This is a genomic window from Sphingomonas sp. BRN-1R (assembly GCF_057748035.1).
In genome coordinates this window covers 147,495-173,692 of sequence record NZ_CM173236.1, presented here as the reverse complement: position 1 = coordinate 173,692, position 26,198 = coordinate 147,495, and the positions used below count along the sequence as shown (strand labels likewise).

The following is a 26,198-nucleotide window of genomic DNA, read 5'->3' as shown; positions in this document are numbered from 1 at the left end:
TCAGCTCCGTTCGTCGGCCCTGCCGGTCGCGTTTTCGCGCCGGCTCGGCCGGCTCCAGATCAGGTGGTTCGACGGGTCACCCGCGCCCGACCTGAACAGGTTGGCGCGGAGCGGCTGCACGAAAGCCGGGTCGTCGAGCTGCACGGTGACATAGGCGCCCGCGCGTTCGCCGGTCCGATTCCAGCCGGCTCCGATCTCGGGTCCGTCACCGTCTTCGCCCAAGCGAACACGGTAGTCCGGCGCACCCTCGGTGTCGCTCGGATCGGCCGGGACAAGCCGGATGGCGAAGTCCAGCGTGATGGTCTTGATGCGCCCGGCGTAACCATCGCGGGTGCGGGTCAGTTCTCCGATCTGCATGTTGCTCTCCTGTCTGCTGAGAAAAATCTTGCTGCGGCGTCAGCCGTCAGCTGCGCCAAGCTCGCGCGGTGGGTCGGTCCAGAGCGAGGTAGCTCGGCCGAGTACGGAAGAAGCGGGAAGCGGCCCGAAATAGCGCCCATCTAGGCTGTCGGGCGCGGCCATGTTCATGAGGAAAAGCTCGCCTGCGGCGATCGTCCGGCATCCCGTCCAGACCGGCAGCGGACGGCCGCGTCGGTCGTGCTGGCGGGCCTGTCCGACCAGTTTGCCGTCGATCAAAATCGCGCCGCCGGCTCGGCAGATGCGCTGTCCCGGCATCGCCGCGACGTGCTTCAGAAGCGGCACGCCTCTTGGCAGATAGCCGCCTGCCGCGAGATAGCTGGCAAGCGGTTCGGGCGGCGTGACAGCGACCAGTTCACCCGGCCGTCGCGAACCGCCCGGATGCAGGGCATAGAGGCCGGTGGGCACGCTGGCCGTGGCATTCCACATGAACCTCGGCAGCGGGTCGATCATCGATGAGATCGCGATGAGCCCGACTCCGGCGACGCCCCACTGGAAGAGTCTGCGGCGGGTCATGCCGTCACCACGGCGCGGCGGAGCATCCAGGCACGGTGACGCGCGAGCCCATAGGCGCGCGGCGGTTCGCCGACGAGCAGGCGGGCGTGGACGTGACGCCAATAGTCTGGCGCGGCGTCGGCAGGATCGATCCCGGCCGCCTCGATGGCGTCTATCGCCAGCAGCACGCGCTGGACCTTCGGCCAGCCGTGAAGATGCAGCAGGACGTCGGCGCCAGGGTTCACGAAGGGCACCGTCGCGTAGGCTTCGCCTGGTGCGACGGCCTGCAGAATGTCGATGCGCGACAGCGCCGTTCCGTAGTCGTTGGCAGCCCAGCGCACGAAGCCGAATATCGCGCCAGGCCTGAAAGCGACGTGGCGGCGGCGGCGATCGACAATTCGCTCGCCTGCCCAGTGCCCGAAGCGTAGCCAGCGTTCGATCTGACCTTCCTGCCAGAGTAGTTCGACACGGGTCGTGCCGGCCGGGAGGCGGGTGGGTTCGCTCATAAGGCGTCCTCGTTGGACGTGGAGAACTCGCGCTCGAAGAGCGCTCTCAGCATGTCGGCGACCGTTTCACCGCGCTGGAGCGCCGCGAACTTGAGACGTCGGCGAAGCTCGGGTGTGACGTCGATGGTCAGGCGCGCGCTGAACTGGTCGGCCGACGGACGCCGCTCGCTCTCTGGCGCCTTCACCCAGCGGTCGGCGTTCCCGGGACGGGCGGCGAACCCGCGCCTGCCATCGGGCGGGCTCATCGCATCACCTCATCGATCTCCGCGGCCAGTGCGGCGATCTCGGCCGCCGCCGGGCCTTCGGGCGTGCATTCGAACGCAAGGCGTCCCGTGAGAGCAGCGCCGGCGAACACCACACGCTGTCCGACGCGCGTGGCGAGAAGCGGTGGATCATGCGCAACCAGCGCAGCGCCGGTGTCTCGCGCGATCACGGTCCGAGGCGTGCAGCGGTTGAGCACGAAGCGCGCCGCGAGGCCCGGTCGAAACAGGCGCGCCTCGCCCAACAGCGACAGCATCTCAGCCGATGCCCAGCCATCCAACGGAGAAGGTTGGACCGGAATCACCACTAGGTCGGCGGCAAGCAGGGCCGAGCGCATGAGGCCGGCGACGCGGGGCGGCCCGTCGATCACGACCATGCTGGCATCCTGCGCCAGCTCGGGCGCCTCGCGGTGGAGCGTGTCGCGCGCGAGGCCGACGACGCCGAACAGCCGTGGCAGGCCTTCCTGCGAGCGGACCTGCGACCAGTCGAGCGCCGAGCCTTGCGGGTCGGCGTCGATCAGCAGCGTCTTGCCGCCGTGTCGCGCCCATTCACCCGCCAGGTGGAGCGCGAGTGTCGTCTTGCCGACGCCGCCCTTCTGATTGAGGAGAGCGACGATCATGGTCGTCCGTCCACAATCGCGGCGGCCGTTAGCAAGAGTCCGAAGGACTCTTTGTTAGCACAGTTAGAGTCAGGCCGGATCCCGCTTTGATTCCAATGGCCTATGACCGATCCGGGTTTTCGATAGTCCGAATACCGGGTCAACGATCGTCCGAATCCGGCGGTCAACGATAGTCCGAGCGCGGGCATCAGTTATCCACAGGCAGGCCGAAGCGGCGCCAGGCGGCTTCGAGCGGGTCGAGGGGGATGGGGATGAAGCTGAGCCGTTCGCGGCCGTAGGCCGTTTCCAGCGCCAGCGTGTAACCGGGCAGCGGTTGCTTCGCGACGATGGCGCGAAGATCAAAAGCGAACTGCTTGAGCGGCGACAGCACGCCCGATTTCAGATGGAGGTGGGAGACGTCGAAGGACCAGCCGCCAGCCTGCTTGCCGCCATGCTTGCGGACGATGCGGTAGAGCCACCGCTCCAGTCCGCCGGTGAGCGAGAAATACTGCCGATCGATGGTCAACACGAGCGCCTGATCGAGGACACCGGCATAGAACCAGTCGGGCACGATCATCTCGATGCCGAGCGGCCGACCCTTGTCGTCGAGCCGCTCCTTCCACTCGTTGATCCAGGAGAATCGGTGGCGGCGGCGCTGGTTGGTCTGCCGGATCGATGTCGCGATCGTCGTCGACTGGAGACGATCGAGACCGGCCTTAAGCCGATCGTAGGAGGCTTTACCGGTGCCCCGCTCGGTGAACGCGAGGATTTCGTGCGGCGTCGCTGCGATCAGCCGGGAGGTCGGCCGGCCGGCGTCACGCGCCTCGACGATCTGGCTCGCCGCCCAGATCAGCACGTCGGCGTCCCAGATGGTCGCCATGCCATGCTCGATCGTTGCCTCGACCAGGATCCACGTCGCGCCCATCTTGAAGTCGATCGGCGCGATGCGCTTCGATTTGGCGAGGCTGAAGAACGGCCAGGCCATGAGATCCTGCGCGTCGCGGGGCGCGATATCGCCGGGGATCGACCGGAAAAGGTCGAGCTGGGCGCGAAGGTTCGGGCTCGCCGGCATGGCGCGGTCAGCGCCGGACGACGTCGGTGGCGCGGCGCCTGGCGGGGTGGACCACGCCATGCCCCGGATCGCTCGTCGAATTGCGGGTGCCGAGCGCCGCCCAGGCATCGAGATCCTCGATGGCGTAGACGATGCGCCCGCCGAGCTTGCGGAAGACCGGGCCCGTTCCGAAGCAGCGATGCTTCTCCAGGGTGCGGGCGGACAGGCCGAGATGCACCGCCGCATCGGGCGTCTTGAGGAAGCGCGGCGTAACCGCCGCGACGGCGTGCTGCATGATCGTTCTCCTGCGCGGGGCCGGACCGTCTGGCGGTGCGGCGGAAGTTCAGGGGTGATGCTGGCGGAGAACTGGCGGGCGGCCGGAGCGGCTGAATCAGGCCGGTGAGAAATGTCCCCCCTCATCGGGAGCGCCGCAGCTGGTGTTGGGCTCACTTGCCGGCGAGCAGCCGACGATAGCCGGCGGCCACCATCGCCTTCGCTTCGTCGCACAGACGCTGCGTGCGGCGACGTTCGGCCGATCCCTTCCATTCGGCGGCGGACGCGGCCTCGTGTCCTGGATAGATGATGTCGCGCGCGATCTCGCGCTTGCTGCCGCCGGCGAGCAGGCGGTCGAAGATCGCGAGAAGAAGCGCCAGACGGGCGCGCTGGAACGGGGTGACGTGCAGCCGCGAAGGCAATGCCGCGGGCGGTTCGCCGCGGAGGCTTTGGAAGAAGCGCAGAGCCGCGCCGAGCCTGAGGTCAAACGCGTCGTCGATGGGCAGGACAACGGCCAACGCCGTGCCCGGGCGGGTGCGCACCCAAAGCCGGTGGTCGCCTTCGGGCGCGGCGATGATCAGATGGCGACCGTCATCGGCATCCCCTGCGCGGCGGATCAGGCCGGATGCCTCTATGTCGACCGGGTGGAGGTCGTCATAAGCCGGCGGCACGGCGTCGAGCGCGAGCGTCGCGGGAGCAAGGTCGGGGCGCCAGATGGCGGGCGCCTGGATCGGCGAGAGATCAGGATCGCAAGCGAAAGACCAACCCCCATTTGCGAACGGCCTGCGAGGCGCCGCTTTCGCTCATCCGCCCGGCGGCGACCCAACGGGCGATACGGCGATAGTCGCGTCGGTAATCGGCATTTCGGCGCAGGAATTCCTGCGCGAAGTCGGGATAATCGTGTTGCGTGAAATCCTGCACGGCCGCAGGCGACCGCCAGCTACTACCTCTCGACATGGGTTTCTCCAGACACTTCGGATGCCCCAGCGGACCACCATCGCAAGTGAAGGGAGATGCGGAAGCCCTGCTGACAGTCTGAGGTTATTCGCGCGCAGGTAGAAGCTCCGGGAAGTAAGCTTCTGGTTTATGGCCTTTAACTCTGTTGCCGACCTCTTGCGGCAAGTTGGCGATAGCCGTGCTCGGTCATCCAGCGAGCGCGGGCCAAGTGGCTCTCGTAAACCTCGCGCGAATGAGCTTCCTGAGCTGCCGAGTTCAGGCCGAATACCACTGAGGCAACTTCGCGCCAGTCGGCACCCTCGGCGGCCGCATCCAGCAAGCGAAGATATGTAACGAGATGCTCCTCGTCGTAAGCGGTGATGGTGTCCGCGGTCGGCGGCGCCTCGAGAAAGGCAGGTTGCGTCACGAGACGAAGATCCTCCACGCGCACGAGGCCGGCTTCCGATCGCACGGCCTGGATGCCTTTCGCCCGGCGGTGATCCCCCTCAGCGGCATGCCTTGTCCCCCAACGGGGAGAGCCGTGAAGCGGGCCCGGCCGTGCTGACGGCTGCCGCGACCGGAGGTCGGCCAGTGAGCTGCACCAACACCGATCCAAATACATCCGAATCGGCGCGATCGCCGTTAACTATGTTGGCGGAAGAACTCCACTGGATCGACCTCCAACGCCCTCGCCAGTTTCTCGAGCACGTCGACGCTCGCGGCGTAGCGTTCGTTCTCGAGCAGGCTTGGATAGTTGCGGTTAAGGCCGGCACGGTCCGCCAACTCCTCCTGCGTCACCTTCTTTTCGGCGCGCAGTCGACGTAGGTTGTTCGCAACGATCCCCCGCAAGCTCATCCACGAGGAGTCGACGCGACCCCAGTATACGACCACCTAGGATACTAGGGAATCGTATTTACGCGTTCTCGTGGGTCCGAATGAGCGCCCCGCCCGGTCTCCGGGCGGGGCGTCGAAGCGATCAGTCGTCGCGGCGCTTGGCCGGGCGGCTCCAGACGAGGTCGAAGGCGCCATCGTCGCGCTCGACCAGGGTCGCGTAAATCGGGGCGGTGAAGCTCGGATCGTCGAGCTTGACCTTGTAGCTGGGGCGCTTGTCGCCGTTGCCGGGGTTCTTCCAGGCGGCGCCGATCTCGGCGTCGCCGGCGCTCAGGCGGTGGGACGGCGCCTTGTCGGAGGTGCTGGTCGTCTCCGGGATCATGCGCACGGACTTGGCCTGAACGCTGAGGGTGATGATGGAGCCCTTGAACTCGTCGCCGGTCTTGGTGAAGTGGCCGATGGTCGCCATGATGCAGTTCCTTGTCTGTCGGACCGCGCCCATCGCGGCCTCGATGGCGATCGCGAGGCCGGGGCGACCGACGCCGCAGCGTCAGCCCGCAGCGAAGCGGAGGACGGCGCGCGGGCGACTTTCTTGGCTCGCGAGGAATGATCGAAGATCAGGGGAAGAAAGTCGCCCGCGCGCCGTTGCGGCTAGTCGGTCGAGCCGCAGGCGACCCCGGCCAGATCAGCCATGGGAGAGGCCGTGCGGGGCGCGGTCGGAGCGGAACGGCCTGTCAGCGACCCTCACTTCATCGGATCGACCGGATCTCAGGCTTCGACGTCCGCAACCGTCCGGCCAGCCTCAGCCGATTGTCGGAGACGATTGCTCGATCCGGCGCACCACCGCGCCGCCGCTCGCGATGCGAAGCCAAGCCGCGCCCCCGATGAACAGCGCGCCCACGGTGCCGAGCGCCTGACGCCAGCCCTCGGACTCGACACCCATCCCGGTGATGCCGTGAACGGCGTGGTAGCCGGCGAATGCAGCGGGGATGGCAAAGACAAGACCGATCCCGAGCCGAGCGAGCGGCGATCGCGCCAGGGCAAACGACAACTGCCCGAGGATCAAGGTGAGCACGCCAACCGCAAGACCGACAACAAGGGAGCTGAGCGGCCCGGCGCCTGTGCTGTAGGCCCACATCCCGGCGGAGACGGCCGCCAACACCGGCAAGGCCAGGGTTGCGAGGGTATAGAGAAGCCAGCAGGCGAAACCCACGGCCAAGGCGGCGAAGATCAGGGCGAGCGTCACGGCATGCTCCGTCATCAACGGATTTCGGGCCGCGCTCTCCACCACCACCACAGCGCAAATGCAGGCAAATCATAGACGATCGGCGCGACGGGCGAAAGTCGACGATGCCGATCCGCAAATACGGAAGGCCGCAAAGACGTATCTCCACATGGGCGTGGGTCCACAAATGCGCCGCCGCCCGTGGGCGGCGGCGCCCAAAAATCCGGGGCGGTCGCAGACCGCCCCGCATCGCTCACGCGGCCAGTTGCTGATCGGTTTCCGGATGAGGGGCCGGAAGGGCGAGAATGACGGCACCCCGCTTATCCTCGTCCAACGCCGCCCGCGCCGCTTCGACCTTGCTCGCGGCGCGCACCGTTCCGACGCCGCCACGGTCGGTGTAGGCCGAAGGGGCGAACCGCATCCAGCGCGGCACCCACCGCTCCACCTTCTGCCGTCCATCCGCGCCATCGAGGTGCGCGCGGACGATCGCCTTGAGCGTCTTGGTCTTCTCGCCAGCGTTGGCGTCGGCGACCCGTTCGCCCGCGATCTCGCCGACCATGCGGGTCAGCACCTCGCGATCCCGGATCAGGTCGAAGAAGGCGGTATCCGTCTCCCACCAATCCGCCATGTCGATACCGAGCGTCGTGCCGACCGCCTCCACGGCGGCGGTGCCCGCCATCAAGGTTTCGCCCATGACGATCGGGACCAGATCGAGCACGGCCTCGTCGGACAGGCTGAGCAGGCGCAGGAAAAGCCCGGCGACTCCGTAATCATCGCCATTGCCACCGGTCACAGTCGGCTCCTCGGGCGAGAAGTCGAGCAAGGCGAGTGCCTCGCGCCGGGCGGCGTCGAACACCGCCTCGGCGCGGCCTCCCTCGGCACTTTCGGCCGTATCGGCGTGGCGCGTGCTGCGCGGATCGGGCCGCACCGTCCAGAGCGGAGAGCCGACGATGGCATGGGCGACCATCAGCCGCAGGGCGAGCATCGGGCGGCCCAGCATTTCGGTGCGGGCGGCCGAATGGCGGTGCAGGTCGATATAGGTCTGCATCCCGCTGGTGATCTCCGGCCGGACGATCTTGGTGCCGGTGTCCTCCTGCCGCTCGGCGCGACGCGCTTCCTTGCGGGAGAGATAGCCTTCGTGGAGGGTCATCTCGCCGGTCGAGCGGACGTCGATATAGACCCGGCCGCCCTTGCGCTTCGCGGCTTTCTCATACTCCCACGAGTGGAAATGCTCGCTCGGGGGCACGACGATCGCATCGGTCCACCCTGCTTCGAGATAGGCGGTGCGGCGTTCCTCGACCGCCGCCATCTGCGCCGCCCAGAATTGGTCGGGATCGGCGAAATAGGCTTCGTCACCGAATAGGGTGGCGACGGTCTGGCCCGGATACGAAGCCAGGTCGAACAGCGCGACATTGGTGGCGATCGATGCGCCGCCGAACAGCCATGCTTTCAATTGGTGCCCGCTCGGCGCGCGCTGGTCGGGATCGTCGAACAGGGCCAGCCAGTCGCGCTGCCGCTGCTTGGTCGCCATCGTGAGGTGCCGTACCGTGGCCGCGTCGATCTTCTCGCGGCGGTAGAGGTCACGGATGCGGGGCAGCAGATTGCCGAGCGCCAGCACTCGCCGCACCATCGGCTCGGGCAGGCCGAAGGTGGCAGCGATATCCTCGACCTTGCGGCCCTCGCGGACCAGCCGGACGAACGTCTCCCACTGCGTCACCTCGTCGGGATCGAGCCGGGCGATGTTTTCGAGCAGCGAGGCTTCCAGCGCGGCGGCATCGTCACCGGGATCGATGATCGCGGCGGGCAGCGGTTCGGCAACGCCGTTCTCCTCCGCAATCGCAGCGGCGGCGGCATGGCGGCGGCGGCCGGCGACGATCTCGTACCGGTCGCCCTCGGCTTCGGGGCGAACGATCAGCGGCACGAGCACGCCACGCGCGCGGATCGAAGGCAGGATGTCGGCGATGTCGGGCGCCTTGCGGCCCGCACGCATGTTGGTCTTGCTGATGGTGAGCTTGTCGAGCGGGACAAATTCGAGTTTCATGGCACTGCTCCTTCGGAGTGCCGGTCCCGTTGATCTTGCAGGATGGGCGGGACCGGCTTGGTTTGCGGCGAGAACGCGCCGCGCGTCAGCCGTCGTCGGACGGAAGCTCGGGCGATGAACCGGCGCGCAGCACGCGCTCGGCATCGAGAATGGAACCGTGAACGCGGGCAAGATCAGCCCAGCGTGACAACGGCGCGAGGCCGGCGAACCCCTCGTCGCGCTCGATGGAGAGGCCGAAGGGAAGCCGGACGCTGGCGATCTCGGACAGCGAGAAGGAGCCAAGCTCGGGACAGCCGAAGCCAAGGTCGGCAAGGCCGAACAGCACGTCGCCATCCTCGTCCAGTTCGATCGCGAGCCATGTCGCAGCGCCTAAGGGATTGAACAGCTTGAGCACCGGCACCGGATCGGGCTCGGCCATGCCCCGCGCCGCTGCGGCCCGACGGGACACGTCGTTGGCGCGCAGGGCAAAGCGAATCCTGGGAGGCAGGAGGATCATGCCGCGATTCTCCCTTCCGCCACCGGGTCATGATGGAAGGCCAGCAGATAGTCGGCGGCCTTGCTGGCGGCGCTCGCCGCGCGGAAAATCGCTCGATTGTCCTCGCGCAACACCTCCAGCCAGCTTGCCAGATAGTCGGCATGGCGGACGGTTGGCACGATGCCGAGAGCGGCGCAGAGGAAGGCCGAACCCATCTCGGCGACCAGTTCCTCGCGGGCATAGAGCTTGGTCCCGAACCCGCCTGAAAAGTCGCGTGCCAGCCGGGAGGCGTGGCCGGTCCAGTGGGTCAGTTCGTGGAGACAGGTCCGGTAATAATTGATCTGCTCGAAGAAGGCCGGCTGCGGCGGTACAGTTACGAAGTCGGCGGACGGCACATAGAAGGCCTTGTTTCCGCCGATACGGAAATCCGCCTTTGAGGATTTGATGAGCGCCTCGGCGACGGGCACGATCTCGCATTCGGGAAGCGGCTCGGGATCGGGAGCCAGCCCCGGCCTCAGTCCCTCGCACTGCGCCACGTTGAACACCGTGAAGCGCTTGAGGAACGGGACCGCCCGGGCGCTCTCGTCCTCGCGCGCGGCCCGCTCAGCCTCACCCTTGGGTATGAAGCGATCGGCATAGACCACGGTCACGCCACGCTCGCCCTTGCGAACGCAGCCGCCCGCCTCCTGCGCCTGCCGGAAGGTCAGCCAGCTTTGCGACGGATGCCCATGCTCGATGACGGCGCCCCACAAGAGGAGCACATTGACGCCGCTATAGGTGCGCCCGGTCAGCGCATTGCGCGGAAGTCCTGCCGCGGCGGCACCGGACGTGCCCCAAGGCTGGACCCACGGGATGCGCCCCGCCTCCAGCTCCGCCACGATCCTGGCGGTCACCTCGTCATAGAGATTGGCGCGCGGCGCCTCGGCCGGAACCTGCCGAACCTCTCCACGGGCACGGCGACGATGGGTTGAACGCATGTCCTCACCTCCTCACCACCCAAAATCCAACAGGCTCCCCCGGAAGCGGGGGTGGGCGGCGAGAGCGACCGGAAAGGCCCGCTTCGAGCGGCGGCCAGCACCCAAGCGGCACGCGCAGGGGCGGAACGGAGTGGAGCAGCCGGCAGGCTTGCGGGCCGCCGTGGCGGGCCTAGGAGGAAGCGACGCCCGCACCCGCTCTACGGGAGACCAACAGAGACGCCGTCGCGCGTGCGCGGCGTCCGCAGCATGGGGCGCTGCGGGGTGTCCCCGCAGAAGGGGTAGGGCGAGACTACAGGCTCGCCGTCAGGGGAAGGCTTTCCCCTCCTGGTTCATGAACTGAATTTCCGACCTTTGCCCAACTCATCCAGCCACGCCGGGCTCAAACGGTGCCACGCAGGATCGTCGACATCGGCCTACCTTTGGCGAGTTCGTCGATCAGTTTGTCGAGATAGCGGATCTCGCGCATCGTCGGCTCCTCGACGGCCTCGACCCGGACCCCGCAGACCACGCCCGTGATGAGAGTGCGATCAGGGTTCATGCGCGGCGCGGTCGCGAAGAAATCTTCGAAACTGGTCTTGTCCATCAACGCGGCATCAAGGCTTTCCTGGCTGTGCCCGGTCAGCCAGCAGATGATCTGGTCGACCTCGCTCTTGGAGCGGCCCTTTCTTTCCGCTTTGGCGACATAGGCAGGATACACGCTGGCGACGCTCGTCGCGTAGATGCGGTGGCCGGCCATTCGTCTCTCCCTCTCTGCACGCCGCTATCGCAGAATGCCGCGCGAGCGGGATCGTGAACAGCGCTAGCGTTCACCCTCCTCAAGGCCGGCATACCATTGGGCATAGGGACCGGTGCGCGCGAGATGGCGGTTGAGATCGGGCGCGCCGTCGTTCCACCAGACCGGGCCGCGCTCCCCCAGCGCGACCTTCGCCCGGTCGACCGCGTCATGCGCCGCGGCCTCTGCGGTGGGATCGCCGGATCGTCGCGCGGTGGCAACGCTGCGGCGCGCTGTCATCAATTCATGAACCAGGCGATCCCGGGCATCCGCGTCGAGGGCCGGATTGCTCGTTCGCCAGAGCCGTCCCCGCACCACGAAATAGCGCCCGTCCGGCGTGGTCGGATAAGAGCGCGCGCTCACGCGGGCAGATAGGGGATTGCGCCCGCCGCGACCGTTAGCGCTCCGCTGGCCGGGTCGGGCACGAGGATCGGGATCGCCGGATAGAGCGCCGGCCAGGCCGAGTAGCGCGCGATCCAGCCGGCGGCCGAGGGCGACAGCCATCCCGTCAGCGTCGTGATGTCGGCGTAGCGCTGCGCCAGCGGCAGCGCGATGATCGGCTCGTAATGGGCGATGCGATTGCGCAGCAGGCGGAGCTCGCGCAGGTTCTGCGCGACGGCGCCGCGCTGGATGCCGCGCGCCTGGAAGATCGGTCGCAAGGTCTGCCAGAGGTGGTGCGACTGGCGCCCGAACAGCGAGGACCAGAAGCCGAAATTGAGCTCGGCGATCACCTGTGATCGCGTCCCCGCCTTTCCGGCAAGCTGAAGAGACTGAACGGCCTTTGCGACATTGTCGCGTTGGTAGCGATCGATCAGCACCGCTGGATCAAGATGCCAAGCCGGCCCGTAGCGCTGTGCCAGCGCCTGATCCGCCATGTTGCGGAGCGAGACCTCCTGCATGTGGAGCGGCCCATAGAGGGCAGCGGACAGCTGCACGTTATAGGTGTAAAGGCGCTCCGCGAGCGCCTGATCACCCGAGGCCCATTGCAGGTAAGTCGCGAAGCGATCGGCCGATAGAGCAGTGGTCAGGGTCGGCACGGGCACTCGTCTCTTGATTTTCCGCGCCCAATGGGCCACATAAATCCGGTATCCCCCGGTGGTCCCTGCCAGCATACCACCGGGGCACAGATATCCCAGACAGATTACTCGCGAGCATGGCGCACGCATAGCGATGCGCTTCGGTGCGCGCGAATGCCCCGCAAAACGACGGGCCCCATGCCGTTGGTCTCGCTCCAGGCGGCTAAGCCTGCCCATCCCATTTGATTAAAGCGACTGGCGAACGGCGTGACGTATTCTTGGCCATTCACGTGGCCTGCCATCGTCGGTTCCCAAAACCAGTCAGTCGTTAACGTGAGCGGCCCGACCGTTTCAGTAGCTCCAGCAACGTGCTTGGGGCAGCCTATGGGACAAAACTGCCGGTCCAACGCGATAGGTTGACCGGCAGCTCATGTCAGGAGCCGACTTTCCGAGGTCCACGGTCACCGTCGTAAGCAGACGCACGTCTCGGCCAGTCGAAGTCGGAGACCGGACATCCGAACATTGAAGGTGGTTTCACCAGAGTGCGCGCAGCCGCTGCAACTCAGTATGTTCAATCCGTGTGCGGGCTAGGTTACCGATCGCCGTATCGAAGGCGGTCCGGTCCCGCCGCGCGAGCGCCAGCCTCACTAGGACAACCTGGACCGGCACGTTATGAACCAGCATTATCGAGATGGGGACCGCCGCCGCCTGCGCGATGAGCGCGTCGCGCTCGGCCAGCGTCTCGGCCCTTTCGGCTCCCCTCAGGAGCGCGTCGATGAGGAGTGCGCCGATTCCCTCGTCCTCCTCGAGATGATTGCGCAGAAGCTCCGCCGCCCCGAGCCAATCGTCCTTCGCCGACATCACTTCGGCGGTCGCCATGATCGCAAAAATCTTCAGTCCGCCCCTCGCTTTCCTGGACGCCGCCTTCGCAACCTTGGCTGCCTCGTTGGCCGCATCGGTCCTGAGAAGGATTCTGACCAGCGACAGTGCCGCGCGGGCGTTGCCGGCGTCGTCCGAGACCAAGCCGCGCAGCAGCGGGACTGCCTCGTCATCCCTTTTCGCACGTTCGAGATTGTTGCCGAGGGACGTCCTGATAGCGACGTTGTCCGGGAAGTCAGTGATGCCCTTCTCCAGCACCTCGATGGCAAGATCTAGGTCGCCGAATTGCTGCAACGCCCTCGCCATATAGGTCACGACGAACGGATCGTCCGGCGTCTTCTCCCGAAGCGCGCGGAATATATCAATAGCGCTGCCGTAGTTGTGCAGGCCGAGCTCCGTCCTGCCCCACTGCAGCGCGTGCCAGTTATTCTGTTCCGGCAGTAGCCCATGCTCCTGGAGCATGGTGCGGGCCAGCTTGAACTCCCGACGGTAGAGGAGCGCGTCGACGTGCGATCTTCGCATGCCCACGTTGTTGGGGAAGTCCGCGATCAGCCGGCGATACTCGGTGTTGCCACTTTTAACGTTGCCGGTGCGGACCAGACAGGAGGCGCGCCGCATGAGCGAACTCTCATCCAGCGTCCCCAAGGTCGCGGCCGCATCGTAGAGGCTCAGCGCGATCTCGTAATCGCTCCGCTTCTCGAAACAATAGTTGGCCGAAGCGACGAGCTCGGTGAGGTAGTAGCTCCCGGCGAACTCAGTGAGGCTCAGCCCCTCCGTTTGGCCCGACAGCATCCGGTGGTAGTAGCTCTCCCGTATCCACTTCGGATCGTCGTCCTCGCGATACAGCTGCTCAAGTGCATCGGCGATGCGAGCGTGGCTGACGCCGCCGCTCTCGGAGACGTCGTGCTCGGAGGCAGGCATCAGATCGTTGCCGGCGCGCTTGCGAAACAGGCCGAGAGAGGTCAGCAGCTCCGACCAGCGGCGGTCGGGCACGGCGTATATCACCTCATTGGTGCGGGCATGGTGGACACTCTCGCGACCAGCCAGAAACTCAAGCGTCTGCGCCGGCACGGGGGTGCGTAATTCGGCCGCCACCTCCATCGCTGCTTCCGATGGCTCATCGACCAGCCGAGCCACCAGGTCGTCGCGGAGGCGCTTGCGGAGCTGCTCGAAGAACCGTTGGTCAAGCAGCACGTCCTGCCCATCCTGCTCGAGGATGCGACCTGCGAGCTCCGCGACGAGCGGGTGCCGGTCGATCGCGTCGATGAGCGACGCAGGGTAGTCGGCCAGACCCGCGCGCCCACGATCGAAATAGTCGTCGAGCACGTTCGCCACGGTCGCCGACGTCGCGTAGCGACCCATCGCGATCGACGGTGCAAGCTGATTGCCCGCCGCACGCTGGATCGTTGCCGGTAGAAACTCTCGCTTCGAAGACAGGATGACCTTGATGCCCTCCTTGGCGATGAACTGCGTCAGGAAGGACTCGATCTGCGGGTCAATGAACCTCTGATTCGAGTCCAGCACCTCGTCGATATTCTCGAAGACCACGACCAGCCTAGAAGAGAAGCGGTTCAAAAGCCGTCCTACCGAAGGCGCGATCTGCCCATATGTCAGATGCTCCATCACGCTGATCACGTCCGCCGCCAGATTCACGCCCAGCTGGGACATGAGCTGCTCCAGCATCGGCCAGACGCCTCGCGCCGCGCGGGCGTCGATCACAACCAGCGTCTTGTCGTAAAGGCGGTTGGCGAGCAGCTGTTCTATAAAGGTAGTCTTGCCCGTTCCTTTGCCTCCGTGGACGACCGCGAGCCGCGATCCCGAACGCAGGAAATCCTCCGCGATGGTCAATTGAGCGCCCCTCTCGCGAAAGTGCGCGGGAGCGACGAGTGTGGATCCGACCAAACCGTCAAGATCGGCGAGCCCCTCGATCCGCTTAACGATCTCGTTCGCGCGGATGGTCCGCTCGACCTCGGGATCGAGCTTGAGGTCCAGTCCGCCGGCGCTTCGGAGCTCGCGTGTGAGCGAAGCGAGCTGCAGCGCCATGTCGATGGCCTCGATCAGCTCGCCCCGCGCTGGCAGAGTACTTCCCGCCGTCTCCACCGCCGACCAGATCAGCCATTGCGCCTTCCGCGCCTCGAACAAAGCGGCGTATATCCGCTCAACGGAAGGCGGGTTGCCCGTGAACCGCTTCGCGGTGAGGTTGAACCACGCATTTCCTGACTTGGTCCCTTGGCTCAGCTCGGTGACGCTAGAGAATCCTATCGATTCTAGCGCCTGCGCCAGCTGGTCGGCCGTCCAACAATGGTTATTACGCTCACCCTCGGGGAACCTGAGCAAATCCTGCACAAAGAAGAGATCATCTGGACCAAAAAGGCGGCAGACTGAATGGACAAGCTGGGCTGCCTCGCCGAGTTTCAACTCATGAAAGACATTGCGGCAGAAGAATATCTTTAGGTCCGCATCGGCCGCCTCCGACCCGAACTCCTCGATTGTCAGCGGCTCCATCCGTTTCAGCAGCTTCAGCTTGCGGGCGAGCTTGCCGACCTCGTCGATCTTGTCCTCGAAGTCGACGGGCGCATACCTCCAATCGGGATTGTTCACGAACGCGGGGACCGTCGCGAGGCGCGCGAGCAATGACCCGTGACCGCAACCCAGATCAAACAGGCGTCCACCCGGATGATCCGCCAGGCGCTCGTTGAGCATAATGACGGCGGTTGCGAGCTGGGGATCAACGTCGGCCCCTTCAACTCCTTGGATCAGCTCACGCTGGAGGTAGCCGTTGACGTATTTCAGCACTGCAGCATCGAGCCGTTCCTGGCCACCTGACATGATCACCCCCCATTTCGTTAGATATGGCCAATGCTGGAGGGCAAGGAGCGTCACCACCCCTCCCTGCAGACAATGCGCGCCATCACTGCGATGGAACTGCAATCGCTGACGATAGAAGCGCGCGACTCTGCACGTCCAGCATCGAAAGCACTTCATCCGCCAAGTTTATACCGGCCATTGTCCGAATGCCGGAGTTCGGGCGCGCTGCTGCCGGTCTGCTCAAGGAAGCGGGATGGCGGTTTACGGCAAGAGCTGCCGTTCTAGCGCGAGTCTTGGAACGGCGAGAGTTGGTCGAGTGTCGCCGGAAGCGGAACGCCGCGTCGTGGGACTTTGCTGCCGTTCGTAGGCGACATGTCGGACGGCAGCTCCTGCCGGGAACGGACATCCGGCATTTTTTCAACTGGGATCGCAGAACGACGCGAGCTGGGCCGCAACCGGAATTGCAGCTTCCGGATGCGTTACTAATAAATCAGCCGCCGCAACCACTCACGCCGCGAGCAGCTCATCCTCCCTTGCTAGGAGTTTCGGATCATAGACCGTGTCGGTGCGGAAGGAGAAGAGGGCGTTGATCGCCTGTCCGTTCCACATATACTTGAAGTGCTCGCCCTGGATAGGTCGTCCAAGGCACTCCGCCTTCAGGACGACGACGCAGCGCGCGCTCCTCCGCTCATCTGGTCGGTAGAGTATCCCGTCCAGCTTCTCATCAACCGCGAACTTGCCGAGTTCCAATCGGCGCGTCTTATCCTCCATTCCGTCCCAACCGGTCGCGTCGAGATAGGTGCCGCGGACGGGGCGGATGATCTGCCGCATCTCCAGGTAGGTGGATGGCTCGGAAGTCCGCCGCAGGAAGGCCGTCCGCCTACCGATTGAAATCGCGAGCGCCGTCTGTAGCTCGTCCGAGAGCTCCGCGACGTTGCGGTCTGCGGTGTAGAACCGGCTGCCCTCCGGGTTCGGGTAAACGAAGGGAGCATGATTCCAGTTCTTGAATCTCGGTTGGTCCTGGTCAACGGGCGCCAGCCCTCGGGTCAGCCGCTCCTTCTCGCGGACGCGCGGGTTCGTCATCTCCTCAATGGCGGTGAACAGCTCGTCCCGCCCCTCGGCGATGCGCTCGTAGACCGCCACGGGGGGGAACCGTGACGGGATGAGATTGTGGAAAGGCTGGTCGAGCTCGACCAGCGGAAGGTCACCCGCCTCGCTGTGCATCGAGATACTGCCTCACCCGCGCGATGTCGAAGAAGTTGCCGTCCGACAGCATCGTTTCGAGGGCTGAGACGCCCCCGAAGAAGTCATTGGGACGCCTAAGCCAACCTTCGGACCGGGCGGGGTCGGTGAACAGGATTTCCAGGGATTTCCATATGGCCAGCAGGTTCGACACCCGTTCGGCTGTGTCGCGCGGCAGGGCGCCGCCGTCCTTCTTCCACTTAAAGTAGGTCGATCGCGGCGGGGAGCCCAGCAGACGCATCTGCTCATCAGTCGTTAGGCCCCAGGCCTCCGCCATCGGCGTGAAGACGTCCAGTTTCACGGGAATCGCTGCCCTCCCACCGCCCTCAGGAGCGACGGCCGTCACAGACATAAATTTCTCCTCGTCCCGATATGGACTTGATAGGCGATATAGTCTCGATGTAGACAGTCCACAGCGAGACTCGGTTGTCACTTTAGTCCAACGCCGATTCGCCCGCAAGAGTCCCCGGGAGCGGACGCAGGAGATTGCTGATGTCCAAGATTGAATATGAGGTCGACGGCGCGGTCTTCGCGACGCACGACGACCAGCTCGACGGCCGCCAGCTGCGCGACAGCGCCGGCCTCAGCCCCGCCAGCGACTACGTGCTGGTCCGGATCGACGAAGGCTTCGCGAGCTCGATCGCGTTGGAGGAGGCCGTGGAGCTGCCGCGCGACCGCAAGGCAGTCTTCCGCTCCTTCGAGATTGACCACGTCAACACCCTCACCGTCAACGAGCGCGGGTGGGAGTGGGGCGCTGACGAGATCGCGGAGGCCGACGTCCGCCGCATCGGCCACGTCCCTGAGGACCACGAGCTCTTCATCGACTCCGACCACGACGTCGTCATCGAGCATGGCGCCACGATCCCGCTCGCCGGCCACGGCGTCGAGCGCATCCGCTCCCGTAAGAGGAAGCCGCCGCGCGTCACCATCCTGGTGAACGCCCGCCCGCGCGAGGTCGAGCCGGGTCTCATCAGCTTTGAGCGCCTGATCGCCCTCGCGTTCGCCGAGCCGCCGACCGGCCCGCAGGTCTCATTTACGGTGAGCTACCGCAAGGGGCCCGCCGACCGTCCTGAGGGCTCGCTGCTGCCGGGCCAGTCCGTCACCGTCGTGCAGGGGATGACCTTCAATGTCACAGCAACTGATAAGTCGTAATGCTGACCTCCTGCGGCTGCAGGAGGAAGGTTACGAGGTGGAGGTGGTCTCGAACCACCTCCACGTTCACAACGTGCCCTATGTTACCGCCGAGCGCACCGTGGCCCGCGGCACCTTGGTCTCGACGCTAAATCTCGCCGGAGACCTCACCCAGCAGCCTGACACGCACGTCGCCATGTTCATCGGTGCCCTTCCGCACGACGCGGCCGGCGTGCCGATGCACCGGATCATCAACTTTAGCAGCGAGCAGCCCATTGGCGGCGGCCTCACGGCGAACCACTCGTTCTCGAGCAAGCCAAGGGTCGGCTACTACGTCGACTATCACGAGAAGATGACCACCTATGCCGCGATCCTCTCCAACGAGGCGGCGGCGATCGATCCAGAGGCCACGGCCCGCACGCGCCGCGTCGTCGCCAACGACGACGAAGACTCGCCCTTCCACTATCTCGACACCGCCACTTCGCGCGCCGGCATCGGCGAGGTCTCGGAAAAGCTGATGGGCGAGCGCCTCGCGATCGTCGGCCTCGGTGGCACGGGCTCCTACGTACTCGACCAGGCCGCGAAGTGCCCTGTCGCGCGCATCGACACGTTCGATGACGACGACATGCTCCAGCACAACAGCTTCCGCTCGCCGGGGGCGGCGTCGCTGGAAGACCTGCGCGCCCGTCCCAAGAAGGTCGACTACCTCGCACGGATCTACTCGCGAATGCACCGCAACATCGTGCCGCACGCGGTTCGCCTCGGGCCGTCGAACTTGGAGCTCATCGCCGACGCCACCTTCGTTTTCCTCTGCATGGACGCGGGCGACGACAAGGCGGCGATCATCACAGAACTCGAACGCCTTGACATCCCGTTCGTCGATGTCGGTATGGGACTACACCTGGTCGATGGTTCGCTCGTCGGCCAGCTCCGCGTGACGACCAGCACACCCGGCATGCGCGAGCAGGTCCGCGCCAAGGGCCGCATCCCGCTCAAGGGCGCCGGGCTGGACGACGTCTACGCCCGCAACATCCAGGTGGCGGACCTCAACATGGTCAACGCTGGCCTCGCCGTCATGCGCTGGAAGCGATACCGCAGCTTCTACAAGGACCTCGAGCACGAGCACTTCTCGCTGCTGACGCTCGACGGCAACCATCTGCTCAACGAGGACCGTCCGGGAGAGGCCGCGTGAAGGTGAGCCACATCGCGCCGCGGTTCGTCGAGCACGTGCCGGACATCCTCGAGCCGGGCCTGCTCTACGTCTCCCTCGAGCACGGCGCGATGGTGCACCTGTGCGCCTGCGGCTGCGGACACGAGGTATCGCTGCCGCTCTCGCCGATCGACTGGAAGCTCTCCTACGACGGCCAGAACATCTCGCTCAGGCCGTCGGTCGGCAACTGGAGCTTCCCGTGCAGATCGCACTACGTGATCGAAGGCGGCCGCGTGAACTGGGCAGACGACTGGAGCGAGGAGGCGGTGGCGGCCGGCCGGCGGCGCGACAAGCGTCGGCGCGACGCGCGGCTCGGCATCTCGATGCCGGAGGATGCGCCGGCCGACCAGCCTACCGAGGTCGAGGTCTTGGCGCCCGTTCCGGCTCAGCCGTGCGAACCCGAGCACGCGCCGCCGCCGCGTCGCCGCGGGTTCGCCGGCTTCCTTGCCTGGATCACCGGCCGGTGATCGCGCTTCGAGGGCAGGCCTCTTCGCGTTAGGATGAACTGGATGCGCGTATCCGGGGGCCACGGGGCCGCGCATCCGAAAGGGAGGACATGATGCAGCAACGGGATGGCGCGACGCTCTTCTCAGCGAGCGATCTGGTGAACTTCATGGGATGCACGCACGCGACCATGCTCGACATCCGGCAACTTACCGATCCGGTTAAGCTACCTGGCGACGACGAGCACACGCGCCTTCTGCAGGAGAAAGGGCTGGAGCACGAGTACTTCTATCTCGAGCAGCTCCGTGCAGAAGGGCGCTCGATCAGCGAGATCGTCGGCAATGACGACATCCACACCAAGTCAGAGCGGACCAGGGCGGCGCTGCGCGAGGGGGCGGACGTCATCTATCAGGGCGCCTTCCTCGAAGGCCCGTGGCAGGGCTATTCCGACTTCCTGCTCAAGGTCGACCGCCCGTCGGCGCTCGGCGCGTTCTCGTACGAGGTCGCGGACACCAAGCTGTCGCGCTCGGCGAAGCCCAAACACCTCATCCAGATGTGCATCTACTCCGACATCCTCTCGCGTGAGCAGGGCGTGGCGCCTGAGAAGATGCACGTCGTGCTTGGTAACGGCACCATCGCCACCGTCCGCGTCGACGCCGTGATCCACTACTTCCAGTTCGCGCGGGAGCGGTTCCTAGCCTTCACCGGGCTGCCACCCGTGGCTTCGGCCGGATCCCCCTGTGGTCACTGCACCTTCTGCCGGTGGTCCAACGAGTGCGGCGAGGATTGGGAGGCGGCCGACCATCTCAGCCTCGTAGCCGGCCTGACGCGCGGCCAGGCCGAGGCGCTGCGCGCGGCCGGCGTGCCCGATCTCGTCGCGCTCGGGGCGCTGCCTGCGGACGCGCCTGTCGCCGGCATCCAGCCCGAAGCGCTCGAGCGGCTGCGAAATCAGGCGCGCCTGCAGGCGCAGCAGCGCCAGACGGGCGAGCGCTTCTTCGAGACGCTGCCGGCTGCGCCCGGCCGAGGGCTCGCGCGCCTCCCGCGGCCCGACGATGGCGACATGTTCTTCGACATGGAGGGCGACCCACTTTTCGAGGGGGGTCTCGAATACCTCTTCGGCATCGTCACCGTAGACGACGGGGAAGAGCACTTCCACGCCTTCTGGGCGCACAATCGCGACGAGGAGCGCGCAGCGTTTCAGGCGGCGATCGACTTCATGACCGACCGCATCGCGCGCCACCCCGACGCGCACATCTACCACTATGCCTCCTACGAGGAGCATGCGCTCAAGCGGCTGGCGATGCTGCACGGGACGCGCGAGCGCGAGGTGGACGACTTCCTGCGGCAGCACCGTCTGGTCGACCTGTACCGCGTGCTGCGCGAGGCGATCCGCACTTCGGAGCCCGCCTATTCGATCAAGAACATGGAGAAGTTCTACCTCGCGGAGAAGCGCGCGGGCGACGTTACCACCGCCGGCGACAGCATCGTGATGTACGAGCGGTGGCGCCGCATAGGCGAGCGCCATCTGCTCGAGGAAATCGCCGACTACAATCGGATGGACTGCAGCTCGACGCTGGCCTGCCGCGACTGGCTCGCTGACATGCGGGCGCCGGGGTCTGCCTGGGCGAAGCTGGTTGAGGAGGAGGAAAAGGCGGCACGCGGTGACGCCGACGAGCGCAACGAGGCCGAGCGTCGCGTCGCCGAGTTGGCGGCAGCGCTGCTGACCGGCGAAAATGGCAGCGAGCCGTGGCGCCAGCTGCTGGTGGATCTGCTGGAGTTCCACCGCCGGGAGAGCAAGCCCGCGTGGTGGGCGGTGTTCTCGCGACAGGACCTGCAGCACGTCGAGCTGCTGGAGGACGCGGATTGCCTCGCCGGCCTCACACCGCACCCCGACCACCCTCCACGGCCGGAGAAGCGGTCGATGGTGCATACCTTCAAGTTCCCCGCGCAAGACTTCAAGCTCAAGGTCGGCGACACGCCGCGACGGGCCGGCACCCTTGAACCAGCCGGCGACGTCTTCGCGATCGACGAGGACGCGCTCACGATCGAACTGAAACTCGGCCCGAAGCGCACGCCACTCGAGGCCGGAGATTCGCTCATCCCCTCGGGACCCGTCGGCGACCGCGAACTCCGGGCTGCGGTATACCGCTTCGCCGAGGCCGTTCGCGACGGCAACGAGGGCCGGTATTCCGCCGTCGCTTCCGTGCTGCGGCGCGAACTGCCGGAGATCGCGGGACGCGAGCTGGGCGAACCGGTCGTGCCGGAGGGCGCCGACCAGCTCACCGCTACCATCGAGGCCCTCCTCGCGCTGGAGGACAGCCACCTGCTGGTGCAGGGGCCGCCCGGCGCCGGCAAGACGTACACGGCATCGCAGTCCATCGTTGCGCTCCTGGCAGCCGGCAAGCGCGTCGGCATCGCTTCCAACGGCCACAAGGCAATTAACCAGCTGCTCCGCGAGGTCGAGGCCCTAGCCGAGGCGCAGGGCCTCCGCTGCCGCGGCGTCAAGAAGAGCAGCCGCGAGGACCAGATGCTCGGCACCGGGCGCTGGATTGAGGAGACGCTCGACAACAAGATGGTTTCGCGGGATCACCAGCTCGTCGCCGGCACGGCGTGGCTGTTCGCGCGGGAGGAGCACGACCAAGGGTTCGACTACTTATTCATAGACGAGGCCGGCCAAGTCGGCCTCGCCAACGTCGTCGCGATGGGCGTCGCGGCCAGGAACATCGTGCTCGTTGGCGACCAGATGCAGCTCGCCCAGCCGATCCAGGGAACGCATCCGCGCGGCAGCGGCACCTCGGCGCTCCTTCACCTGCTGGGCGACGCCGCGACGGTGCCGCCGGAGCGTGGTGTCTTCCTTGCCGAGACGCGACGCATGCATTCCGACCTGTGCGGGTTCATCTCCGCCGCAGTCTACGACCGGCGACTGGTGTCCGCCGACGGCACCGACGTGCAACAGGTGCTGGCCGACCCAGCGCTCGACCCAGAGGCGATCGCGCCCGCAGGCCTGCGTTTCGTGTTCGTCGAAAGCCTGGGGTGCACGCAGCGGTCGCGGCCTGAGGCCGTGCGCCTCGACCGGACCTACCGGGCGCTGATCGGCCAGCGCTGGCGCGACAGGCACGGCGAAGAGCGGGTTATCAGCCTCGACGACATCCTCGTGGTCAGCCCGTACAACATGCAGGTCGAGCTGCTGAAAAGCATCCTTCCAGACGGCGCGCGGGTCGGCACCGTCGACAAGTTCCAGGGCCAGGAGGCCGCGATCGTGCTGGTCTCGATGGCGACGTCCAGCGGCGACGACCTGCCGCGCAACATCGAGTTCCTCTATAGCCGCAACAGACTCAACGTGGCGATCAGCCGCGCCCGCTGCCTTGCCGTAATCTTCGCCAACCCCCGGCTGCTTGAGATCCCATGCTCCACGATCGCGCAGATGGAGCTGGTCAACGGCCTGTGCTGGGCCAGGAGGTACGCCGTGCAGCAGGCGGCGGGGGCGCCCGACCCAACGGCGTAAAGGCGATGTCCACCACGGGGTAGGAACGGTCGATGCGGCGGCGAACCATTCCCCTGCATGCCGGGTTGGCCACATCGTGACGCTGGGGTATCGATCTGGCTCCCTCAGCGGCACCGGGATGACGACATGGAATGGGAAAAGCTGCTTTGCAGCAAGCGCCTCGGCGACAACAATTATGAGGAAAAGCCCGACCGGTCGATATTCGTCCAGGACCATGACCGCATCGTCTTCTCTGCTCCGTTCCGCCGCCTCGCCAACAAGACGCAGGTCCAGCCGCTCTACGAGCACGATCACGTCCACCACCGGCTGATCCACTCCGTCGAAGTCAGCAGCGTCGGCCGCTCGCTGGCGATGCGGATCGGCGCGTGGCTCGAGGAAACCGGGCAGATCGGCCCGGGCGAGGCGAGCATCCTCGCCAGCATCGTCCAAGCTGCCTGCGCGGCGCACGACATTGGCAATCCGCCGTTCGGCCATTCGGGCGAGAGTGCAATGGGCGACTGGTTCGCCGAGCGCTTCGTCGATCCCAAGGGCATCCTCGCCGACATCGAGATACCGGACCGGACCGAGTTCATCGACTTCGAGGGGAACGCGCAGGGCTTCCGCATCATCACGCGGCTGGAGATGTATCGCAACAAGGGCGGGATGCGGCTCTCCAAGGCGACGCTGGGCGCGTTCACGAAGTACCCGGTGTCCGCGGCCGTCCGAAAAGACATCGTCGGCGAGGGGAAGGCACCCTATGTCGGCCTGAAAAAATTCGGCCTCTTTCGATCGGAGGCCGATCTGTTTTATGACGCGGCCGCCACACTCGGTCTCCCACGCGAGGAAACCGGTTCCGGCAGCTGGTGGAAGCGGCACCCGCTCGTGTTCATCGTCGAGGCGGCCGACGACATCTGCTACAACATCGTCGACCTCGAGGACGCGTTCACCACCGGCGAGCTCCCCTTCGAGACCGTAAAGCTGCTGCTTCACAAGGCGACGGGCAGCTCCAACAAAGACGCCTCCGGCCTAAATCAAGCGGAGCACATCGCCATGCTGCGGGCCATCAGCATCGGCAAGGCAGTCGATGCCTGCCTCGAGGCTTTCAAGACCCACTACGACGCGATCATGTCCGGCGATTTCTCCGGCTCTCTGTGCGGCAATGGCCCGATGGGCAAGATCTTCGACGAGATGGAGGATCTGGCGAGAGCCCAGGTGTTCACAGCCCGGCGGAAGACCGAGCTGGAAGTTTCCGGCCGCCGCGTGATAGAGAACGTGATGTCCGGCGTACTGCCGGTCTTCGAGGACCTGGCCGGCGCAGGCTGGGACGGAAAGAAGCTCAAGCCTCATAATCGCCAGCTGATCCGCGCGCTCGATCTGGACATCCGCCACGTCGGCGACGCCAACCAAGCCCTGCACGCGCTAGCTGACTTCACATCCGGGATGACCGACAGGTATGCAGTGCGAATTGCTAGAATGTTGTCCGGCGTTTAGGATTGGCAGCTACCTGACAACCTCGTTCGTTTGAACGAGCGGCGGCTTTTAGGATTGAGCGCGCTTCCGGGATGACCGATGTCAGGGCGCACTGCTGCCAAACGGCTTCGTGCTGGGCTACGGCTGATTCTGGCGAAAGATGCCGTTCGAAGCCCGATCGTCAAACGACATATTCTGGTCGACTGCCGCCGCAAGCGAACGCCGGACAGTGGAGACGAAGCCGTCACTTTCGGTGCCCCTCGATGCACGCAACGGATTGGGGCACTGCATTCCTGGCGCCTGCCGACCGGTGCCAGGGCGTAGATCTCGACTCAGTGACATGGCTTATGCATGATCAGCTCGTTCTGAAGCATGCGCCACCACACCGGTCACGCAACTCACGTCGAAGGTCCGCTTGACCAGTTTCGCTTTCAATCAGCTTCTCACGGCCGACCTGCAAGTCGACGCCACGTATCTTGGCGGCGTCCAGGGTCACGCCGGTGACGAGCCGCTCGTCCCCCTGTTGCGCGTCAGCAACAACGGCGGCTTCCGCTATCGCGGCACGATGAAGCGGCTGGAGATGCTTGTGCTCACGACGAGCATGTCGAGCCCGGACTGGCCCGACAACATCGACCGCGAGACCGGCATCCTGACCTACTACGGCGATAACAGGAAGCCAGGGCAGGCTCTCCACGCAACTCCCCGGCGGGGTAACGAGATACTCAGGCGCATCTTCGCCGATGCCCATTGCGGTCCCGAAGGACGCCGCCGCGTGCCCCCGGTCTTCGCCTTTTCGACACGCCGTCCGGGTCGGAACACGGAGTTTCTGGGCTTGGTCGTTCCGGGCACATCCGGACATGCCACGATGGAGGACCTCGTCGCCGTGTGGCACAGCAGCGCCGACAAGCGCTTCCAGAACTACCGCGCCCGTTTCACGGTGCTCGATGCCGGGACGGTCAGCCGCTTATGGCTAGACGACATCATCGAGGGCCGCGACGTCCTGACGAACGCCCCTCCCGTATGGCATCTCTGGCGGGAGACGGGGCAGTATAGAGCGCTGCGCAGCCACCGCTCCCTTCCCTGGCGCAAGCGGGCCGAGCAGCAGCCCGAGGACGACGAGGGTCGCGCGATCATCGAGCTGATCCACGGGCATTTCGCCGAGCACCCGCAACGGTTCGAACACTTCGCGGCGAGGCTGGCGGAGCTGCTGCTTCCGGGCGCGCACGACCTGGATGTCACGCGGCCGTCCAGAGACGGCGGCCGCGACGCCGTTGGCCTCCTGCGGGTGGGTGATGGGCCAAGCTCGATTTCTGTGGAGTTCGCGCTCGAGGCGAAGTGCTACGGCCCGACGAACTCGGTTGGCGTGCGGGAGATGTCACGTCTGATCTCGCGCCTGCGTCACCGGCAGTTTGGGATCCTGGTTACGACCAGTCATATCGACCAACAGGCCTATCAGGAGATCAAGGAGGATCAGCACCCGATCCTGGTGGTGGCCGCTCGCGACATTGTGCGAATCCTCCGCGCGAACGGACGCGCGGATCGTAGGGCGGTGGCCGATCTGCTGGCGCTGGAGTTCGGAACTGCAGCTCAGGCTGCGGCATGACCGACGAGGATCGAGTTGAGGTTGAGGATGGGCTTGGTGGCCGTCATGCTGGGCGC

The 26,198-nt window shown here is 65.8% G+C and carries 28 protein-coding genes; 6 read left to right on the top strand and 22 right to left on the bottom strand.

Annotation, left to right across the window (positions count from 1 at the left end):
• From AC3ANX_RS00815 to AC3ANX_RS00710, 22 genes are all read right to left on the bottom strand, one after another.
• Entirely contained in the window at window positions 1-357 is a 357-nt protein-coding gene (locus AC3ANX_RS00815) for a DUF736 domain-containing protein (RefSeq protein WP_488335163.1), read from the bottom strand.
• 39 nt (window positions 358-396) lie between these two features.
• Window positions 397-930, bottom strand: a complete 534-nt coding sequence (locus tag AC3ANX_RS00810) for a S26 family signal peptidase (RefSeq protein WP_488335162.1) — start codon at window positions 928-930, stop codon at window positions 397-399.
• Entirely contained in the window at window positions 927-1,415 is a 489-nt protein-coding gene (locus AC3ANX_RS00805) for a DUF2840 domain-containing protein (RefSeq protein ID WP_488335161.1), read from the bottom strand. Before AC3ANX_RS00805 ends, AC3ANX_RS00810 begins: the two co-directional genes overlap by 4 nt.
• The gene (locus AC3ANX_RS00800; RefSeq protein ID WP_488335160.1) at window positions 1,412-1,660 is read right to left on the bottom strand and encodes a ribbon-helix-helix protein; all 249 of its coding nucleotides are present in this window, start codon (window positions 1,658-1,660) and stop codon (window positions 1,412-1,414) included. Before AC3ANX_RS00800 ends, AC3ANX_RS00805 begins: the two co-directional genes overlap by 4 nt.
• Window positions 1,657-2,295 carry a ParA family partition ATPase gene (gene parA / locus AC3ANX_RS00795; protein ID WP_488335159.1) on the bottom strand — a complete coding sequence of 213 codons (639 nt, stop codon included), beginning with the start codon at window positions 2,293-2,295 and terminating at the stop codon, window positions 1,657-1,659. Before parA ends, AC3ANX_RS00800 begins: the two co-directional genes overlap by 4 nt.
• Window positions 2,296-2,482: 187 nt before the next feature.
• Entirely contained in the window at window positions 2,483-3,346 is an 864-nt protein-coding gene (locus AC3ANX_RS00790; protein ID WP_488335158.1) for a replication initiator protein A, read from the bottom strand.
• A gap of 7 nt (window positions 3,347-3,353) precedes the next feature.
• On the bottom strand, window positions 3,354-3,620 hold the full coding sequence (locus AC3ANX_RS00785; RefSeq protein ID WP_488335157.1) for a helix-turn-helix transcriptional regulator: 267 nt from the start codon (window positions 3,618-3,620) through the stop codon (window positions 3,354-3,356).
• A gap of 151 nt (window positions 3,621-3,771) precedes the next feature.
• Window positions 3,772-4,269: a DUF2285 domain-containing protein gene (locus AC3ANX_RS00780; RefSeq protein ID WP_488335156.1), complete on the bottom strand. Its 498-nt coding sequence runs from the start codon at window positions 4,267-4,269 to the stop codon at window positions 3,772-3,774.
• Window positions 4,270-4,339: 70 nt separating this feature from the next.
• Window positions 4,340-4,555 (bottom strand): transcriptional regulator domain-containing protein, encoded by a 216-nt coding sequence (locus AC3ANX_RS00775; protein ID WP_488335155.1) that lies wholly within the window; start codon window positions 4,553-4,555, stop codon window positions 4,340-4,342.
• A gap of 136 nt (window positions 4,556-4,691) precedes the next feature.
• A complete protein-coding gene (locus AC3ANX_RS00770) occupies window positions 4,692-5,006 on the bottom strand; it encodes a DNA -binding domain-containing protein (protein WP_488335154.1) in 315 nt (104 codons plus the stop codon).
• A gap of 170 nt (window positions 5,007-5,176) precedes the next feature.
• Window positions 5,177-5,389, bottom strand: coding sequence for a helix-turn-helix domain-containing protein (locus tag AC3ANX_RS00765; RefSeq protein ID WP_488335153.1), 213 nt, complete (start codon window positions 5,387-5,389; stop codon window positions 5,177-5,179).
• A gap of 121 nt (window positions 5,390-5,510) precedes the next feature.
• Window positions 5,511-5,834 carry a DUF736 domain-containing protein gene (locus tag AC3ANX_RS00760; RefSeq protein WP_488335152.1) on the bottom strand — a complete coding sequence of 108 codons (324 nt, stop codon included), beginning with the start codon at window positions 5,832-5,834 and terminating at the stop codon, window positions 5,511-5,513.
• 333 nt (window positions 5,835-6,167) lie between these two features.
• Entirely contained in the window at window positions 6,168-6,611 is a 444-nt protein-coding gene (locus tag AC3ANX_RS00755) for a hypothetical protein (protein WP_488335151.1), read from the bottom strand.
• Between the two features lie 232 nt (window positions 6,612-6,843).
• Complete coding sequence (locus AC3ANX_RS00750; protein WP_488335150.1) at window positions 6,844-8,631, bottom strand: ParB/RepB/Spo0J family partition protein; 1,788 nt, start codon at window positions 8,629-8,631, stop codon at window positions 6,844-6,846.
• An 85-nt stretch (window positions 8,632-8,716) separates the two neighbouring features.
• Window positions 8,717-9,127: a DUF2958 domain-containing protein gene (locus tag AC3ANX_RS00745; protein ID WP_488335149.1), complete on the bottom strand. Its 411-nt coding sequence runs from the start codon at window positions 9,125-9,127 to the stop codon at window positions 8,717-8,719.
• On the bottom strand, window positions 9,124-10,083 hold the full coding sequence (locus AC3ANX_RS00740) for an ArdC family protein (protein WP_488335148.1): 960 nt from the start codon (window positions 10,081-10,083) through the stop codon (window positions 9,124-9,126). Before AC3ANX_RS00740 ends, AC3ANX_RS00745 begins: the two co-directional genes overlap by 4 nt.
• Before the next feature lie 379 nt (window positions 10,084-10,462).
• On the bottom strand, window positions 10,463-10,819 hold the full coding sequence (locus AC3ANX_RS00735) for a DUF2200 domain-containing protein (RefSeq protein WP_488335147.1): 357 nt from the start codon (window positions 10,817-10,819) through the stop codon (window positions 10,463-10,465).
• A gap of 63 nt (window positions 10,820-10,882) precedes the next feature.
• Window positions 10,883-11,095, bottom strand: a complete 213-nt coding sequence (locus AC3ANX_RS00730) for a hypothetical protein (RefSeq protein ID WP_488335146.1) — start codon at window positions 11,093-11,095, stop codon at window positions 10,883-10,885.
• Window positions 11,096-11,214: 119 nt separating this feature from the next.
• The gene (locus AC3ANX_RS00725; protein WP_488335145.1) at window positions 11,215-11,967 is read right to left on the bottom strand and encodes a hypothetical protein; all 753 of its coding nucleotides are present in this window, start codon (window positions 11,965-11,967) and stop codon (window positions 11,215-11,217) included.
• Between the two features lie 438 nt (window positions 11,968-12,405).
• Entirely contained in the window at window positions 12,406-15,633 is a 3,228-nt protein-coding gene (locus AC3ANX_RS00720; RefSeq protein ID WP_488335144.1) for a tetratricopeptide repeat protein, read from the bottom strand.
• A 432-nt stretch (window positions 15,634-16,065) separates the two neighbouring features.
• On the bottom strand, window positions 16,066-16,782 hold the full coding sequence (locus AC3ANX_RS00715) for an RES family NAD+ phosphorylase (RefSeq protein ID WP_488335143.1): 717 nt from the start codon (window positions 16,780-16,782) through the stop codon (window positions 16,066-16,068).
• Window positions 16,763-17,152: an antitoxin Xre/MbcA/ParS toxin-binding domain-containing protein gene (locus AC3ANX_RS00710; protein ID WP_488335142.1), complete on the bottom strand. Its 390-nt coding sequence runs from the start codon at window positions 17,150-17,152 to the stop codon at window positions 16,763-16,765. The genes AC3ANX_RS00715 and AC3ANX_RS00710 overlap by 20 nt, the downstream gene beginning before the upstream one ends.
• Window positions 17,153-17,292: 140 nt before the next feature.
• Here AC3ANX_RS00710 and AC3ANX_RS00705 point away from each other — a divergent pair, with 140 nt between their 5' ends.
• The 6 genes from AC3ANX_RS00705 to AC3ANX_RS00680 all read left to right on the top strand — a co-directional run bounded on the left by AC3ANX_RS00705 (window position 17,293) and on the right by AC3ANX_RS00680 (window position 26,142).
• Window positions 17,293-17,952 carry a multiubiquitin domain-containing protein gene (locus tag AC3ANX_RS00705; RefSeq protein WP_488335141.1) on the top strand — a complete coding sequence of 220 codons (660 nt, stop codon included), beginning with the start codon at window positions 17,293-17,295 and terminating at the stop codon, window positions 17,950-17,952.
• The gene (locus AC3ANX_RS00700) at window positions 17,927-19,123 is read left to right on the top strand and encodes a ThiF family adenylyltransferase (RefSeq protein ID WP_488335140.1); all 1,197 of its coding nucleotides are present in this window, start codon (window positions 17,927-17,929) and stop codon (window positions 19,121-19,123) included. Before AC3ANX_RS00705 ends, AC3ANX_RS00700 begins: the two co-directional genes overlap by 26 nt.
• Window positions 19,120-19,608 (top strand): ubiquitination-like system serine protease family protein, encoded by a 489-nt coding sequence (locus tag AC3ANX_RS00695; RefSeq protein WP_488335139.1) that lies wholly within the window; start codon window positions 19,120-19,122, stop codon window positions 19,606-19,608. Before AC3ANX_RS00700 ends, AC3ANX_RS00695 begins: the two co-directional genes overlap by 4 nt.
• A gap of 89 nt (window positions 19,609-19,697) precedes the next feature.
• Window positions 19,698-23,090 carry a TM0106 family RecB-like putative nuclease gene (locus tag AC3ANX_RS00690; RefSeq protein WP_488335138.1) on the top strand — a complete coding sequence of 1,131 codons (3,393 nt, stop codon included), beginning with the start codon at window positions 19,698-19,700 and terminating at the stop codon, window positions 23,088-23,090.
• A gap of 126 nt (window positions 23,091-23,216) precedes the next feature.
• Window positions 23,217-24,560: a dGTP triphosphohydrolase gene (dgt, locus tag AC3ANX_RS00685; protein WP_488335137.1), complete on the top strand. Its 1,344-nt coding sequence runs from the start codon at window positions 23,217-23,219 to the stop codon at window positions 24,558-24,560.
• Window positions 24,561-24,954: 394 nt separating this feature from the next.
• Window positions 24,955-26,142: a restriction endonuclease gene (locus AC3ANX_RS00680; RefSeq protein ID WP_488335136.1), complete on the top strand. Its 1,188-nt coding sequence runs from the start codon at window positions 24,955-24,957 to the stop codon at window positions 26,140-26,142.
• The last annotated feature ends 56 nt before the right edge of the window (window positions 26,143-26,198 follow it).

Coding starts and splice junctions, on each gene's coding strand:
- AC3ANX_RS00815 (WP_488335163.1), bottom strand. CDS start 357: ATGCAGATCGGAGAACTGACCCGCACCCGCGATGGTTACGCCGGGCGC.
- AC3ANX_RS00810 (WP_488335162.1), bottom strand. CDS start 930: ATGACCCGCCGCAGACTCTTCCAGTGGGGCGTCGCCGGAGTCGGGCTC.
- AC3ANX_RS00805 (WP_488335161.1), bottom strand. CDS start 1,415: ATGAGCGAACCCACCCGCCTCCCGGCCGGCACGACCCGTGTCGAACTA.
- AC3ANX_RS00800 (WP_488335160.1), bottom strand. CDS start 1,660: ATGAGCCCGCCCGATGGCAGGCGCGGGTTCGCCGCCCGTCCCGGGAAC.
- parA (WP_488335159.1), bottom strand. CDS start 2,295: ATGATCGTCGCTCTCCTCAATCAGAAGGGCGGCGTCGGCAAGACGACA.
- AC3ANX_RS00790 (WP_488335158.1), bottom strand. CDS start 3,346: ATGCCGGCGAGCCCGAACCTTCGCGCCCAGCTCGACCTTTTCCGGTCG.
- AC3ANX_RS00785 (WP_488335157.1), bottom strand. CDS start 3,620: ATGCAGCACGCCGTCGCGGCGGTTACGCCGCGCTTCCTCAAGACGCCC.
- AC3ANX_RS00775 (WP_488335155.1), bottom strand. CDS start 4,555: ATGTCGAGAGGTAGTAGCTGGCGGTCGCCTGCGGCCGTGCAGGATTTC.
- AC3ANX_RS00765 (WP_488335153.1), bottom strand. CDS start 5,389: ATGAGCTTGCGGGGGATCGTTGCGAACAACCTACGTCGACTGCGCGCC.
- AC3ANX_RS00760 (WP_488335152.1), bottom strand. CDS start 5,834: ATGGCGACCATCGGCCACTTCACCAAGACCGGCGACGAGTTCAAGGGC.
- AC3ANX_RS00750 (WP_488335150.1), bottom strand. CDS start 8,631: ATGAAACTCGAATTTGTCCCGCTCGACAAGCTCACCATCAGCAAGACC.
- AC3ANX_RS00745 (WP_488335149.1), bottom strand. CDS start 9,127: ATGATCCTCCTGCCTCCCAGGATTCGCTTTGCCCTGCGCGCCAACGAC.
- AC3ANX_RS00740 (WP_488335148.1), bottom strand. CDS start 10,083: ATGCGTTCAACCCATCGTCGCCGTGCCCGTGGAGAGGTTCGGCAGGTT.
- AC3ANX_RS00735 (WP_488335147.1), bottom strand. CDS start 10,819: ATGGCCGGCCACCGCATCTACGCGACGAGCGTCGCCAGCGTGTATCCT.
- AC3ANX_RS00730 (WP_488335146.1), bottom strand. CDS start 11,095: ATGACAGCGCGCCGCAGCGTTGCCACCGCGCGACGATCCGGCGATCCC.
- AC3ANX_RS00725 (WP_488335145.1), bottom strand. CDS start 11,967: ATGCTGGCAGGGACCACCGGGGGATACCGGATTTATGTGGCCCATTGG.
- AC3ANX_RS00715 (WP_488335143.1), bottom strand. CDS start 16,782: ATGCACAGCGAGGCGGGTGACCTTCCGCTGGTCGAGCTCGACCAGCCT.
- AC3ANX_RS00710 (WP_488335142.1), bottom strand. CDS start 17,152: ATGTCTGTGACGGCCGTCGCTCCTGAGGGCGGTGGGAGGGCAGCGATT.
- AC3ANX_RS00705 (WP_488335141.1), top strand. CDS start 17,293: ATGTCCAAGATTGAATATGAGGTCGACGGCGCGGTCTTCGCGACGCAC.
- AC3ANX_RS00700 (WP_488335140.1), top strand. CDS start 17,927: ATGTCACAGCAACTGATAAGTCGTAATGCTGACCTCCTGCGGCTGCAG.
- AC3ANX_RS00690 (WP_488335138.1), top strand. CDS start 19,698: ATGATGCAGCAACGGGATGGCGCGACGCTCTTCTCAGCGAGCGATCTG.
- dgt (WP_488335137.1), top strand. CDS start 23,217: ATGGAATGGGAAAAGCTGCTTTGCAGCAAGCGCCTCGGCGACAACAAT.